12 protein-coding genes are annotated in these 13,024 nt (G+C 71.7%); 6 read left to right on the forward strand and 6 right to left on the reverse strand.

Annotation, left to right across the window (positions count from 1 at the left end; all coding sequences use genetic code 11):
- Positions 1-56: 56 nt before the first annotated feature.
- From BLW84_RS35770 to BLW84_RS35780, 3 genes are all read right to left on the reverse strand, one after another.
- On the reverse strand, positions 57-725 hold the full coding sequence (locus BLW84_RS35770; RefSeq protein ID WP_245761622.1) for an ABC transporter permease: 669 nt from the start codon (positions 723-725) through the stop codon (positions 57-59).
- A 9-nt stretch (positions 726-734) separates the two neighbouring features.
- Positions 735-1,700, reverse strand: coding sequence for a S1C family serine protease (locus BLW84_RS35775; RefSeq protein WP_093274866.1), 966 nt, complete (start codon positions 1,698-1,700; stop codon positions 735-737).
- A 65-nt stretch (positions 1,701-1,765) separates the two neighbouring features.
- Positions 1,766-2,581, reverse strand: a complete 816-nt coding sequence (locus tag BLW84_RS35780; protein WP_093274868.1) for a TerC family protein — start codon at positions 2,579-2,581, stop codon at positions 1,766-1,768.
- A 290-nt stretch (positions 2,582-2,871) separates the two neighbouring features.
- Between BLW84_RS35780 and BLW84_RS35785 the strand changes: the two genes are divergently transcribed.
- Both BLW84_RS35785 and BLW84_RS47960 read left to right on the forward strand, forming a co-directional pair.
- A complete protein-coding gene (locus tag BLW84_RS35785; RefSeq protein WP_093274871.1) occupies positions 2,872-3,558 on the forward strand; it encodes a GntR family transcriptional regulator in 687 nt (228 codons plus the stop codon).
- 17 nt (positions 3,559-3,575) lie between these two features.
- Positions 3,576-4,472, forward strand: a complete 897-nt coding sequence (locus BLW84_RS47960; RefSeq protein ID WP_177226869.1) for an aminoglycoside phosphotransferase family protein — start codon at positions 3,576-3,578, stop codon at positions 4,470-4,472.
- 158 nt (positions 4,473-4,630) lie between these two features.
- Here the strand turns inward: BLW84_RS47960 and BLW84_RS35795 are convergent, their stop codons facing one another.
- Positions 4,631-5,536, reverse strand: coding sequence for an NAD(P)/FAD-dependent oxidoreductase (locus BLW84_RS35795; protein WP_245761623.1), 906 nt, complete (start codon positions 5,534-5,536; stop codon positions 4,631-4,633).
- Between the two features lie 65 nt (positions 5,537-5,601).
- Here BLW84_RS35795 and BLW84_RS35800 point away from each other — a divergent pair, with 65 nt between their 5' ends.
- The gene (locus BLW84_RS35800) at positions 5,602-6,168 is read left to right on the forward strand and encodes a helix-turn-helix domain-containing protein (RefSeq protein WP_093274876.1); all 567 of its coding nucleotides are present in this window, start codon (positions 5,602-5,604) and stop codon (positions 6,166-6,168) included.
- A gap of 159 nt (positions 6,169-6,327) precedes the next feature.
- A complete protein-coding gene (locus tag BLW84_RS35805; protein ID WP_093274878.1) occupies positions 6,328-8,076 on the forward strand; it encodes a multicopper oxidase family protein in 1,749 nt (582 codons plus the stop codon).
- A gap of 195 nt (positions 8,077-8,271) precedes the next feature.
- On the opposite strand, the gene BLW84_RS35810 is transcribed toward BLW84_RS35805, so the two are convergent.
- Complete coding sequence (locus BLW84_RS35810; RefSeq protein ID WP_093274880.1) at positions 8,272-9,213, reverse strand: 2Fe-2S iron-sulfur cluster-binding protein; 942 nt, start codon at positions 9,211-9,213, stop codon at positions 8,272-8,274.
- A gap of 42 nt (positions 9,214-9,255) precedes the next feature.
- Positions 9,256-10,578, reverse strand: coding sequence for a complex I 51 kDa subunit family protein (locus BLW84_RS35815; protein ID WP_245761624.1), 1,323 nt, complete (start codon positions 10,576-10,578; stop codon positions 9,256-9,258).
- A 343-nt stretch (positions 10,579-10,921) separates the two neighbouring features.
- On the opposite strand from BLW84_RS35815, the gene BLW84_RS35820 reads away from it, so the two are divergent.
- Positions 10,922-12,622 (forward strand): thiamine pyrophosphate-binding protein, encoded by a 1,701-nt coding sequence (locus tag BLW84_RS35820; RefSeq protein WP_093274885.1) that lies wholly within the window; start codon positions 10,922-10,924, stop codon positions 12,620-12,622.
- A gap of 11 nt (positions 12,623-12,633) precedes the next feature.
- Positions 12,634-13,024 (forward strand): CoA transferase (locus BLW84_RS35825; RefSeq protein ID WP_177226870.1); only part of this gene is annotated, 391 nt, incomplete at its 3' end.

Here is a 13,024-nt window from a genome sequence, read left to right on the forward strand (position 1 = left end):
GATGGGTCAAAGAGGGCCAACAAGAGCACGAACGTTGCCCCTACAGATGGGTCGACCTACCTACCCTTGACCTGCGGATTTACCGGCTGCTGCCGGAAGAATCGGCGTAGACCCCACCCTCCATCGGTTTCGCCCGGCAGCGTCACGGTGCCCACGGTGCGGGTCTGGTCCAGCGCGGGCACCAGGGCGCTACCGGCCACCGGCCGGGCGATCTCCAGCCGCGCCGCGCGGCCCACCAGACCCAGCGCCAGCGCGGCCTCCACCTCGCCGCGCCGCTGCTGCAGCTCGTCCAGCAGCCGCCGCCCGGCCAGCGCGGTCGCCACCAGCGCGCCGCCGATCAGCTGTCCCACCAGCGGGATCAGCACCAGTCCGGTCAGCGGGACCGCGCCGGTGACGACGAGCAGCAGCACCGCCGGGGCGACGCCGGCGGCGATCGGCAGCGCCGCCCACAGCCACGTGCGGTTGCCGGTGATCCGCCGCCCGGCGGTGTGCGCGGCGATCGCGAACATCAGCACGATGAACAGCGCGGCCAGGGCGGTCCACCGGACGATGTAGGCGATCAGCAGCGATACGACGAGCAGCTGCACGGCGCCGCGCAGGCCGGCGAACAGCACGTCCCGATACCGCGCCAGCCCGCCGAGGCCGGCGACGGCCGCGGCGGTGAGCAGGAGCAACGCGATGGCCACGCCGAGCGCCGACGTGACCGGGATGGATCCGGAGAGCACCGTCCGACTCTATGCCGCTCCGCCGGCCTGGCTGCGGCCGTCCTGGAGCTCCACGGGTTCGGTGATCACGTCGACCAGCGCGCCGTTGCGGGTGACCGTGATCTGCAGCGGCCGGCCGATGGCCTCGGCGAACATCAGCCGCTGCAGGCCCTGCGCGTCGCGCACCGGGCTGCCGCCCGCGGTCAGCAGCAGGTCGCCGCGGTGCAGTCCGGCCCGGGCCGCCGGGCTCTGCCGCACCACGTCGACCACCCGCAGCCCGGTGTTCTGCCCGGTGCGCGCGGCCAGGTCGTCCGGCAGCGGCGCCGGGATGGTCACCAGGCCGAGGAAGGCGCGGCGGACCCGGCCGTCCCGCACCAGCGAGTCGACAATGCGCCGGGTGGTGGCGTTGATCGGGATCGCCAGGCCAAGGCCGACCCCGGCGACCGCGGTGCTCACGCCCACCACGACGCCCTGCGCGTCCGCGAGCGCGCCGCCGGAGTTGCCGGGGTTGAGGGCGGCGTCGGTCTGGATCACGTCCTCGATGATCCGTGCCGCGTTCCCGCTGCGCACGGGCAGCGACCGGCCCAGCCCGCTGACCACGCCGGCGGTGACCGATCCGGCGAGCCCGAGCGGATTGCCCACGGCGACGACGAGCTGCCCGACCACCAGCCGGTCGCTGTCGCCGAGCCGGACCGGCGGCGGCGTTTCCCCCGCCGCCCGGACCACGGCCAGGTCGGAGAGCGGATCCGTGCCGACGACGGTGAACGGGGTGCTGGTGCCGTCGGCGAAGCGCGCCGTGCCGCCGCCGGCCTGGCCGATGACGTGCGCGTTGGTCAGCATGAAGCCGTCGGCGGTGAACACCACCGCCGATCCGGCGGCCTCTCCCCATTCGCCGGACGAGTGCAGGCTCGCCACGCTGGGCGTGATCGCCGCAGCGACGGCCGCCACCGTCCGCGAGTAGGCGTCCAGTTCGTCGAACCGATCCTCCGAAGCCATCGCAGGCCTCCAACCGGAATCTCGTGGTTCTTCCAGAACACCGGGGTGCCCGCGCGAATTCCGGGTCAGGGCGAGGGTGCGCGCGCCGCGGTGATCGCGCTCAGCACGGCGACCGCGGCGATCATCCCGAGCGTCAGCACCGTCACCTGCGCGTCCGGCGCGGTTCCGGTCACCCCGGCCAGCACCGACTTCACGCCGATGAACACCAGCACCACCGCGAGCCCGGTCGAGGCGTCCGGGCTCCGGTCGACCAGGCCGGCGACCAGGCGGAACAGCCGGTGGAAGCCGAGCAGGGAGAACATGCCGGCGCAGAACGCCAGGTACGCCCCGCCGGCCACCGCCGCCGACACCGAGAACAAGCCCAGAACCGCGGCCGTCGACACTGCCGCAGCCGGTGCGGCTCCGGGCCTGCCCAGCACCGCCGGGAGCGTCGCCGCGTCGTCGTGGCGGAAGACCGGCCACGCTGCCGCGAGCACGCAGGCGCCGAACAGCGCGGAGATCCAGGCGATGGCGGAGGCGCTCGGGATGCCGAACGCGATCAGCCCGCACCGGGCCAGCGCGGACGCGGCCACGCCCAGGACCACGACTCGGTGCCGGGCCCGTGCCCCGCTGGTGATCAGCACGAACACCACCAGCGCATCGACCGTCACCGCCAGCGAACTGCCCCACCCGGCGAAGAACGCCCCGGCGCTCGGGGCACCGCCGACGACGAGCACCACGACGCCGAACAGCGCGGCGAGCAGGAGGTAGCCGACGACGACGAGCGCGTCGTTGCGCGGCGACGGTTCGGGCCGCGCCCGCCAGCCCGAGGCCAGATCGCGGGCTACGAGCGCGAGCAGGATTCCCACCGTCGCGAACCACAACAACGCAGGCACGTGCATGAGCGCCTCCGGCTGGGAGGATCGCTGGTCCCCCGCAGGCCGTACTTCGACCCAGCAACAGTGGTTCTAGTCCCGCCGCGCCCGCCATGTCCAGCAGCACCAGGCCGTTCCATCCGTTCGGCCCAGCGATCCGTCCCATGTGGACGATCACGCCCGGCGGGCTCGGCAGCGCGCTCCGGAGCGACGCATACTGTATGCTAAAGCCATCGGGCAAAACACCCGCCGCCGACCAAGCGCACCAACCGACCAGGACCGCCGGGCGGACCTGGCCCAGCCCCGGAGTTGACCGCATGTCGCTGAGCTCGAAACTGCCGCAGGGCATCGCCGCGCGCCAGGTCGCGCGCCCGGTCCCACTCCGGGAAACCGTCTACGAGGCCATCCTGGAACTCATCATCACCGGCGAGCTCAAGCCCGGCCAGCACCTGGTCGAGAAGGAACTCGCCGAGCTGCTCGGCGTTTCCCGGCAGCCGGTGCGCGAAGCGCTGCAATGGCTGCAGAAGGACGAATGGGTCGACCTGCGGCCGGGCTACGGCGCATTCGTGCACAGCCCCACCCCGGACGAGGCCGACCAGCTGTTGAGCGTTCGCACGCTGCTGGAGGCCGAGTCCGCCCGGCTGGCGGCGCTGAACTCGACCAAGGAGGGCGTGGCAGGCCTCAAGCAGGTCCACAAGCGCGGCGTCCAGGCCCTCAAGGCCGACGACATCGACGAGGTGGTCGCGGCCAACGCCGAGCTGCACGCCCTGATCACCGAGATGTCCGGCAACAAGATCCTCAAGGAGATCGCGGCGCAGGTGGCCCGCCGGGTCCGCTGGTACCACACCCCGGTGGCCAAGTCCCGGGGCAAGAAGTCCTGGGACGAGCACGCGGCCCTGATCGACGCGATCGGCAAGGGCGAGGCCGACCGGGCGGCCCAGCTGATGCGCGAGCACACCGAGCACACCCGCGAGACCTACCTGACGAAGAGCTCCGAGGACTGAGCGGGAAGATCGTCGGCGTGACGGACTTGACCGAGCGGCAGGTGGCTTCGCTGGCCGCGGATGCGTTGGCGCTGCGCGGCCCGCTCGCGGTGCGCCCGATCGACGAGGGCGGTGAGCACTTGTCCTGGTCGGTGGGCGAACGACACGTGGCGCGGTTCGCCGCGGACGCCGGATCGACGCACCGGCAACGCCGCGAGCTCGCGGTCCGCGACCTGCTCCGCGACCGCATCGGCGTGGCGCTGCCCCGCTCGGCGGCCGCCGGCGAATGGGCGCCCGGCCTGGCGTTCACAGTGGACGAACGCCTGCCCGGCGTTTCCGCGGAGGCGCGGCCGGTGTCCGCGGCGGGCGAACGAGACCTGGCGGTGATGCTGTCCCGGCTGCGGGCGGTGCCCATCGCCACCGCCGCCGCACTGGGCGTCCCGGCCGCTGCCGGGCGCGATGTCCCGGAGCTGGTGCGCGATGCGGCGGCCGCGGCCGACCGGCTCGCGGCGCAGGACCGGCTCCGGGCGGAGTGCGGCCCGGAGCGGCTAGCTCTGCCGGTCGGCCCGCCGCGGGCACAGGTCCTGCTGCACGCCGACCTGAAGGGCGAGCACCTGCTCGTCGACGAATCCGGCGCCATTTCCGGCGTGCTGGACTGGACGGACGCCGAAACAGGCGATCCGGCAACGGATGTCGCGGGGCTCGTCATCTCGGTCGGTGCACCCGCCGCCGCCCGCATCGCCGAGCAGGCGGGGTACGACGAGGACGTCGTCGCCAGAGGACTCGTGCTCGCCCGTTGCGACACCGTCATCCGACTCGACGACCGGCTCAACGGCGACGACGACAGCCCCGAGGCGCTGCTGCGCGATCAGCTCGCCCGTGCCTGGCAGCCGACCCCGCTCGACGAGCGCGGCGCGCGCTTCGGGTCGCGGTAGCCACCCGGAGCGCGCATCAGGACCCCGGCCGGCGGCCGAAGCGCACCGTTTTCGCGGTCAGCAGGAACAGGTCCTGCCGCCGGTCGATGCTCGCCGGATCGGCCGGATCCAGCAGCCTGTCCAAAGTGGCGACGTCCTCGGGGTCCAGTCGACGTCTTTCACCGCGCCGCCTCCAGCAGGTCGGCTTCCACCAGATCAGCGTTCACCGCGACCGCGGCCTTCGCACCGGCCGCCGCCGCGTTCACCACCTGGGCCCGCGGGTCCACCACGTTGCCGACGGCCCACACCCCCGGCACGCTGGTCAGCCCGGCCTGATCGGCCCGCACCCAGCCGTCGTCGCCGGGCTCGCAGCCCAGCCCGGTCAGCACCGCGTCGTTGGGCACGAACCGGGGCGGCACGAACAACGCGGTCAGCGCCTCGACAGTCCCGTCCGCCAGCCGCACGCCGCGCAGCTCGTCGTCCGCCACCTCCAGGCCGCCGACCACGCCGTCGACGATCCGCACGCCGCGCGCGATCAGCTTCGCGCGGCTGTCGTCGTCCAGAGCTTCGGCGAAGAACACCACGTCGTCCGACCACTGCCGCACCAGCAGGGCCTGGTGCACGGCTGTCGGCTGCCAGCCGAGCACGCCGAGCCGCTGGTCGCGGACCTCCCAGGCGTGGCAGTACGGGCAGTGCAGCACGTCCTGCCCCCAGCGTTCCCGCAGGCCGGGGATCTCCGGGAGCTCGTCGCGCAGTCCGGTCGCCACGATCAACCGGCGCGCCCGCACCACGCGGTCCGCGAGCTCGACGTCGAACTCCTCACCGTCGCGCCGCACCGCGCGCACCTCGCCCGCCGCGACGCGGCCGCCGTAGTGCTCGACCTCCGCTCGGCCGGTGGCCAGCAGTTCCGCGGGCGGCGTGCCGTCCCGCGAGATGAATCCGTGCACCTGGTGCGCCGGCGCGTTGCGCGGCTCGCCCGAGTTCACCACGAGCACCCTGCGGCGGGCCCGCGCGAGCACGAGCGCGGCGTTCAACCCGGCGGCGCCACCGCCGACGACCAGTACGTCTTCCGTTTCCGACCTCATGGCACCCACCATGCGCCCGGCCCGACGGACTTGACAAACCTTGTTGCTGTTTCTGCAATAAGGACATGGAAGACGTCCTCGCCGCCGTCGGGCCGCGGCTCAAGCGGATCCGCCAGGAGCGCAACTGCACCCTCGCGGCGCTGTCGGAGAGCACCGGAATCTCGATCAGCGTGCTGTCCCGGCTGGAGTCCGGGCAGCGCAAGCCCAGCCTGGAGCTGCTGCTGCCGATCGCCAACGCCCACCAGGTGCCGCTGGACGAACTCGTCGGCGCCCCGCCGGTCGGCGACCCCCGGGTGCGGTTGAAGCCGATCCGGCAGCACGACATGACGGTCGTGCCGCTCACCCAGCACCCCGGCGGCCTGCAGGCCTTCAAGATGGTCATCGGTGCCGACCGCAGCGAACCCGACCCGCGGACGCACGAGGGTTACGAGTGGCTGTACGTGCTCAACGGCAAGCTGCGACTGGTGCTCGCCGACCACGACGTCGTGCTCAAGGTCGGCGAGGCGGCCGAGTTCGACACGCGGCTGCCCCACTGGTTCGGCAGCACCGGGGAAGCGCCGGTGGAGATCCTCAGCCTGTTCGGGCCGCAGGGCGAGCGGATGCACACCCGCGCGAAGCCCCGCGACAAGTAGCCGTCGAGCGCACCTCCGATCGCATGCTTCTCGTCACCCCAGCGGCTTGCCGCGCCGACCTCGGGCTCAACCGTTCCGGGAAACCGCCGAAACTCCCCGTAGGAAGCCCAATCCTCGCCATCCGTGCGGGTGGCGCCGGCAGCGGACCGAGGACTTTCGATGCGCGACAAGACACCGCCCCACGATCACCGCCTGCTCCGGAGCCTCCCGGGCCGGGCCAGGATGCTGGGGCTGGCCGGCGCGGCAGTCGTCGGCGCGGGCCTGCTCGTGCCGACCGGATCGCCGTCGGCGGCCGAACCGGTCCGGTGCGGCCCATCGCCGGTGCCGACCTTCTTCGCGGACGAGACCCGGCAGCCTCCCGTCGCGGCGCCCGATTGGCCCGGCCACTACACGCTGACCGCGCACGTCGACGCCCACTCCTTCCACAGCGAGTGGCCCGCCGTGCGGACGTTGGGTTACAGCGCGCCAGGCGCCCCGATGCAGTACCTCGGCCCCACGATCGTCACCGAACGCGGCAAGCCGATCGACGTGACCGTGGTCAACGGCCTTCCCCCGGCCGGCACCCCGATCTTCCCGTTCGACCAGCCGGACGACCGCAACAGCATCACCATGCACCGGCACGCCGGACTGCAACCGGCGCCGAGCGACGGGGTACCGGCACCGCTGCAACCGGAGATCCCGCCGGGCGGGTCGATGACCAACCACTTCCCGAACGACCAGGCCGCTGGTCCGTTGTGGTACCACGACCACGCCCACCGCAACACCAGCTACCACGTCTACGCGGGCCTGGCGGGATTCTCGCCCAACACCGACGAGATCGAGGCGGGATTCCCCTTGCCCAGGGGGGAATTCGCCCAGCGCTTCGCGATCCAGGACAAGAAGTTCAAACCGGATGCCACGCTGTGCTACAACCACGCCGACCCGGAGTTCTTCGGGGACCTGCCGGTGGTCAACGGCACGGTGGCCCCGAAGTCCTCCGTCGAGCCGCGGCGCTACACTTTCACCCTGCTCAACGCCTCGGACTCGCGCTCGTACCGCTTCGGCCTGCGGCAAGCCGGCGGACAACGCGCGAACGTCCCGCGGATGACCGTGGTGGGCAACGATTCCGGGTACCTGCTGCACCCGGCGCCGGTGTCGGAACTGCTCGTCGCGCCGGCCGAGCGGTACGTGGTCGTCGTCGACTTCACCGGCCACGAGGCGGAGAACTGGGTGCTGACCAACAACGCCCCGGCGCCCCTCGGCGACCTGGACGAGGTCGATCCCGACGGCGGCGGAATCCCCCAGATCATGCGGTTCGACGTCGGGACCTCCTCCAGCTCACCGGACCACTCCCAGATTCCGGAGGCGCTGCCGGAGACCAACAACGGGCTGCCGCCCGAAGCGTTGCTGCCCGACGCGAGGCTGCGTACGGTGCAAGCCGCCGAGGCGACGCCTGGCGTGCCGCAGCTCGGCGACCGGGACCGGCTGCTGGACTACCACGACGAGCCGACCGAGACGCCGCAGCTGGACTCGGCCGAGGTGTGGGCCATGCGCAACCGCTCGCCCGACGCCCACCCGATCCACCTGCACATGGTGGAGCTCCGGCTCATCGGGCGCTGGCACGTCGGCCGGTGGGACGCCGACGGCAGGCCGGTACCTGGCACGATCGGGCCGTTCGAGCCGCCGCGGCCCCACGAAACCGGGCCCAAGGAAACCTTCGTCTCGCCACCGGACTACATCACCGCGTGGGTGGGCAGGTTCACGCTGCCCGGGACCACCGTGTGGCACTGCCACATCCTCTCCCACGAGGACGGCGCGATGAGCATGGTGGAGATGATGCGGCCGATGGTGGTCGGCAGCGCGCCGCAGACGCAGCTGCCGCTGGTCGGGAGCCGAGAACGGCTCGACGAGCTGATCCGGCAACCCTGACCGCGCACCTCCGGCTGTCGGGACGGCGCCGCGTCCGAGGCGAGCAACACGGCAACACCGCGGGCAGCGCGATGTCCACGTCCGCACGTAGCTGTCCGCTTCGCCCGTCGCCGTCACCCAGTTCTTGCGGGTAGCTCGTCCGCGCCGCGCGCGGCGGTTCGACGACCGTGCGCACGATCCGGTCGAGACCGGTGGTCACGGCTCGCCCTTGCGCTCCCGGTTCTGCACGTGCTGCCAGCCGAACCGGCCCTTGATGCACAGGTTGCCGTGGCCGACCGAGCTGTCGTGCGGCGAGGTGACCCGGACTATCTCGTTGTCCTGCGTGTGCAGCGTGAGGTTGCAGCCGACGCCGCAGAACGTGCACACCGTCGTGGTCCGCTGCTGCCGCGACTCGTCCCAGGTGCCCTCGTCGCGCATGTCGAACTCCGTCTTGAAGCTCAACGCGCCGGTCGGGCAGACCTCGATGCAGTTCCCGCAGTAGACGCAGGCGGATTCCGGCAGCGGCCGGGCGAACTCGGTGGAGATCCGCGCGTCGAAGCCGCGCCCGGCGACGGCGATGGCGAAGGTGTTCTGCCACTGCTGTCCGCAGGCGTCCACGCACTTGTAGCAGAGGATGCACTTGCCGTAGTCGCGAACGTAGAGGTCGTTGTCGACCTTCGCGTCCTGCCGCACCGTCGCGGCCGAGCTGCCGTCCGGCTCCTCGTGCTCTCCCGGCCGGCGCTCGTCGTGGTCGTCGGCGGGCGGCTCGGGCGGGCCGAACCGCTCCGGTTGCGCGCCGCACTCGGCCATCCATTCGCCGACCTGCGGCGTGGTCGACAGATCCGCCGAGGAGGCCAGCAGTTCCAGCACCACCTTGCGGCTGCGCCGGGTGCGCTCGGAGTCGGTGCGCACCACCATGCCGGGGGCGACCTGCCGCGAGCACGACGGCACCAGGGTGCGCGAGCCCTCGACCTCCACCATGCAGACCCGGCAGGCGTTGCGGGGTTGCAGCGTGTCTCCCCAGCACAGCGTGGGGATCGAGATGCCCAGCGCCGTGCACGCGTCCAGGATCGTCGAGCCCTCCGGCACACTGACGGTTCGACCGTCCAAAGTGAACTCGACCAGGCGGCGCGGCAGCCCGATGTCGACGGCGGTCATGCGGCGCCTCCCCCGGCATCCGCTCGGGCGGCGGTGAAATCGTCACTCATGCGATCCTCCAGCTGCGAACGCGCCGAGTTGCTCCACTGCGGACTCCACCGCGTTCCAGGCCGTCTGCCCGAGCCCGCAGATGGACGAATCCCGCATCACCTGGCCGACTTCGCGCAGCAGCGCGAGGTCGTCCGCGCCGTCGCCGCGGCCCCGGGCGAGCCGCTGCAACGCCTCCTCCTGGCGCACCGTCCCGACCCGGCACGGCACGCACTGGCCGCACGACTCGTCGCGGAAGAACGCGGCGATGCGCAGCAACAACGCGGGCAGGTCGGCGGTGTCGTCGAAGACCAGCACCACCCCGGAGCCCAGCGTCGTCCCGGCCTCCCGCACGGCTTCCAGGCTCAGCGGCAGGTCCAGCCGGTCGGGCCCGACGAACCCGCCCGCCGCGCCGCCGAGCAGCACCGCTCGCAACCGCCGCCCGTCGCGCACCCCGCCGGCCAGGTCCAGCAGTTCCCGCAGGGTCGTGCCGAACGCGACCTCGTAGACGCCCGGCCGCCGCACGCTGCCGGAGAGGCAGAACAGCCGCGTCCCGGTCGACTGCTCGGTGCCGGTGCGCGCGTACTCCGCTCCCCCGCCGGTCAGGATCAGCGGCACGTTGATCAGCGTCTCGACGTTGTTGACCACGGTCGGCTTGCCGAACAGACCGCGCTCCACCGGGAACGGCGGCTTGCTGCGCGGCTCGCCTCGGTAGCCCTCGATCGAGTTGAAGATCGCGGTCTCCTCGCCGCAGATGTAGGCGCCCGCGCCGCGGCGCAGCTCGATGTCGAAGTCGAAGCCGTCCCGGCCGAGGATGCCGCGACCGAGCAGGCCGCGCTCGCGGGCCTGGGCGATCGCGTTCCGCAGGCGGCGGGTGGCCCGCGGGTACTCGCCGCGGATGTAGAGGTAGCCGCGGGCGCAGCCGGTGGCGAAGCCGGCGATGGTCATCGCCTCGATCACGGCGAACGGATCGCCCTCCATGACCACCCGGTCCTTGAAGGTGCCCGGCTCGCTCTCGTCGGCGTTGCACACCAGGTAGTGCGGCCGCGCCGGCTGGCCCGCGGTGGCCTCCCACTTGCGGCCGGTCGGGAACGCCGCGCCGCCCCGCCCGGTCAGCCTCGCCTCGGTGAGCTGCCGGATCACCTCGGCCGAGCCGATGTCCAGGGCTCTGCGGAGCGCCGCGTAGCCGCCGTGCGCCCGGTAGTCGTCCAGGCTTTCCGGGTCGACCACGCCGATCCGGCGCAGCAGGCGCAGCTGCGGATCGCCGGCCTGCGGCACCGAGTCCCGTACCGGCGGCTCGCGATCTCCGTCGACCGGACCGGTTCCCGCAAGCTCCACAGTGGACTCGCCGGTCGCCGGGGCGACCAGCTGAGCGCGAGCGGGGTCACACAGCCGCGGCGATGCCGGGCGACCATCGGCATGCAGCGTATACAGTATGTGACTCTCGCGGCAAGATTGCGCCAGCCGCATCCCGCCCGGCAATGCGCCCAACGGACGCTACGACAAGCGTCTGACCAGCACGAATCCCGCCGAAAAGTTCCACTGTGGACTCTCGGGGGTCGCACGGGGAGCCTGGATCCGACTATGGACACCCACCTGGTTCTGCGGTAAGCCTGAAAGGCACCTCATACGGTATGCAGTATGGAGCCAACCGTAGGCACCGGCTAGGAGGAGAGCGCAGATGGCCCAGACGACAACCGACCAAGCAGGCGAAACCGAGCTGATCTCCGGCGGTCACCTCGTCGCCAAGGCGCTCAAGGCCGAGGGCGTGGACACCATCTTCACGCTATGCGGCGGGCACATCATCGACATCTACGACGGCTGCGTCGACGAGGGCATCGAGGTGATCGACGTCCGGCACGAGCAGGTCGCCGCGCACGCCGCCGACGGCTACGCGCGGATCACCGGGCGCCCTGGCTGCGCCGTGGTCACCGCCGGCCCCGGCACCACCGACGCGGTCACCGGCGTGGCCAACGCGTTCCGGGCCGAGAGCCCGATGCTGCTCATCGGCGGGCAGGGCGCGCTGTCGCAGCACAAGATGGGCTCGCTGCAGGACCTGCCGCACGTCGACATGATGAACCCGATCACCAAGTTCGCCGCCACCGTGCCGCACACCGAACGCGTCGCCGACATGGTGTCGATGGCGTTCCGGGAGTGCTTCCACGGCGCGCCCGGCCCGTCGTTCCTGGAGATCCCGCGCGACATCCTCGACAGGTCCGTGCCGCTGGAGAAGGCGCGCATCCCCGGCGCGGGCGGATACCGCGCCACCACCCGCTCCGCAGGCGACCCGGACGCCGTCGAAAAGCTGGCCGACCTGCTAGTCGGGGCCGAGAAGCCGTGCATCCTGCTGGGCAGCCAGACCTGGACCTGCCGGGCGACGGACTCGGCGGTGAAGCTGGTCCGAGAGCTGAACCTGCCCGCGTTCTGCAACGGCGCCGGGCGCGGCACGCTGCCGCCCGGGGATCCGCTGCACTTCCAGCTCGCCCGCCGCTACGCCTTCGACAACGCCGACCTGATCATCATCCTGGGCACCCCGTTCGACTTCCGGATGGGCTACGGCCGCCGGCTCTCGCCCGATGCCACCGTGGTGCAGATCGACCTGGACTACCGCACCGTCGGCCGCAACCGCGACATCGACCTTGGCATCGTCGGCGACGCCGACGCGGTGCTCACCGCGCTTGCCCAGGCCACCTCCGGGCGGCTGGACAACGGCGCCAGCGGCCGGAAGGGCTGGGTGCAGGAACTGCGCGAGGTCGAGACCGCGGCCTACGAGAAGCGGCTGCCGCGCCAGCACTCCACGGCCTCCCCCATCGACCCGTACCGGCTGGTGCACGAGATCAACGAGTTCCTCACCGAGGATTCCATCTACATCGGCGACGGCGGCGACATCGTCACCTTCTCCGGCCAGGTCATCCAGCCCAAGGCGCCCGGGCACTGGATGGACCCCGGCCCGCTGGGCACCCTCGGCGTCGGCGTGCCGTTCGCGATGGCCGCCAAGCACGCCCGACCCGACCAGGAGGTGGTGTGCCTGTTCGGCGACGGCGCGTTCAGCCTCACCGGCTGGGACTTCGAGACGATGGTGCGCTTCGGCCTGCCGTTCGTGGGCATCGTCGGCAACAACTCGTCGATGAACCAGATCCGCTACGGCCAGATCGCCAAGTACGGCGAGGACCGCGGCCGGGTCGGCAACACCCTCGGCGACGTCGAGTACAGCAAGTTCGCCCAGATGCTCGGCGGCTACGGCGAAGAGGTCCGCGACCCCGACGAGATCGGCCCGGCCCTCCGCCGCGCCCGCGAATCGGGCCTGCCGTCGCTGATCAACGTCTGGGTCGACCCCGACGTCTACGCACCCGGAACCATGAACCAGACCATGTACAAGTGAGGGGCCTTGACATGAGTGCACTCGAAGGTGTCCGGGTGCTGGACATGACGCATGTCCAGTCCGGACCGTCCGCGACGCAGATCCTGGCCTGGCTCGGCGCCGACGTGGTGAAGCTGGAGGCACCCACCGGCGACATCACCCGCCGGCAGCTGCGCGACGTCGGCGACGCCGACAGCCTGTACTTCACCATGCTCAACTGCAACAAGCGCAGCATCACGCTGAACATGAAGTCCGAGCGCGGCAAGGAGATCTTCGCGGAGCTCGTCGCCGGCTCCGATGTGCTCGTGGAGAACTTCGGGCCCGGCACCGTCGACCGGATGGGCTTCACCTGGGAGCGGTTGCGTGAGATCAACCCACGGCTGGTCTACGCCTCGATCAAGGGTTTCGGTGACGGCCCGTACA

The sequence above is a fragment of the Saccharopolyspora shandongensis genome, from assembly GCF_900106995.1.
GTDB classification, from domain to species: Bacteria; Actinomycetota; Actinomycetes; order Mycobacteriales; family Pseudonocardiaceae; genus Saccharopolyspora; species Saccharopolyspora shandongensis.

Bases quoted from the DNA above. Each gene is read 5' to 3' on its own strand.
- BLW84_RS35775 (WP_093274866.1), bottom strand. From the start codon at position 1,700: ATGGCTTCGGAGGATCGGTTCGACGAACTGGACGCCTACTCGCGGACG.
- BLW84_RS35780 (WP_093274868.1), bottom strand. From the start codon at position 2,581: ATGCACGTGCCTGCGTTGTTGTGGTTCGCGACGGTGGGAATCCTGCTC.
- BLW84_RS35785 (WP_093274871.1), top strand. From the start codon at position 2,872: ATGTCGCTGAGCTCGAAACTGCCGCAGGGCATCGCCGCGCGCCAGGTC.
- BLW84_RS35795 (WP_245761623.1), bottom strand. From the start codon at position 5,536: ATGAGGTCGGAAACGGAAGACGTACTGGTCGTCGGCGGTGGCGCCGCC.
- BLW84_RS35800 (WP_093274876.1), top strand. From the start codon at position 5,602: ATGGAAGACGTCCTCGCCGCCGTCGGGCCGCGGCTCAAGCGGATCCGC.
- BLW84_RS35805 (WP_093274878.1), top strand. From the start codon at position 6,328: ATGCGCGACAAGACACCGCCCCACGATCACCGCCTGCTCCGGAGCCTC.
- BLW84_RS35810 (WP_093274880.1), bottom strand. From the start codon at position 9,213: ATGACCGCCGTCGACATCGGGCTGCCGCGCCGCCTGGTCGAGTTCACT.
- BLW84_RS35820 (WP_093274885.1), top strand. From the start codon at position 10,922: ATGGCCCAGACGACAACCGACCAAGCAGGCGAAACCGAGCTGATCTCC.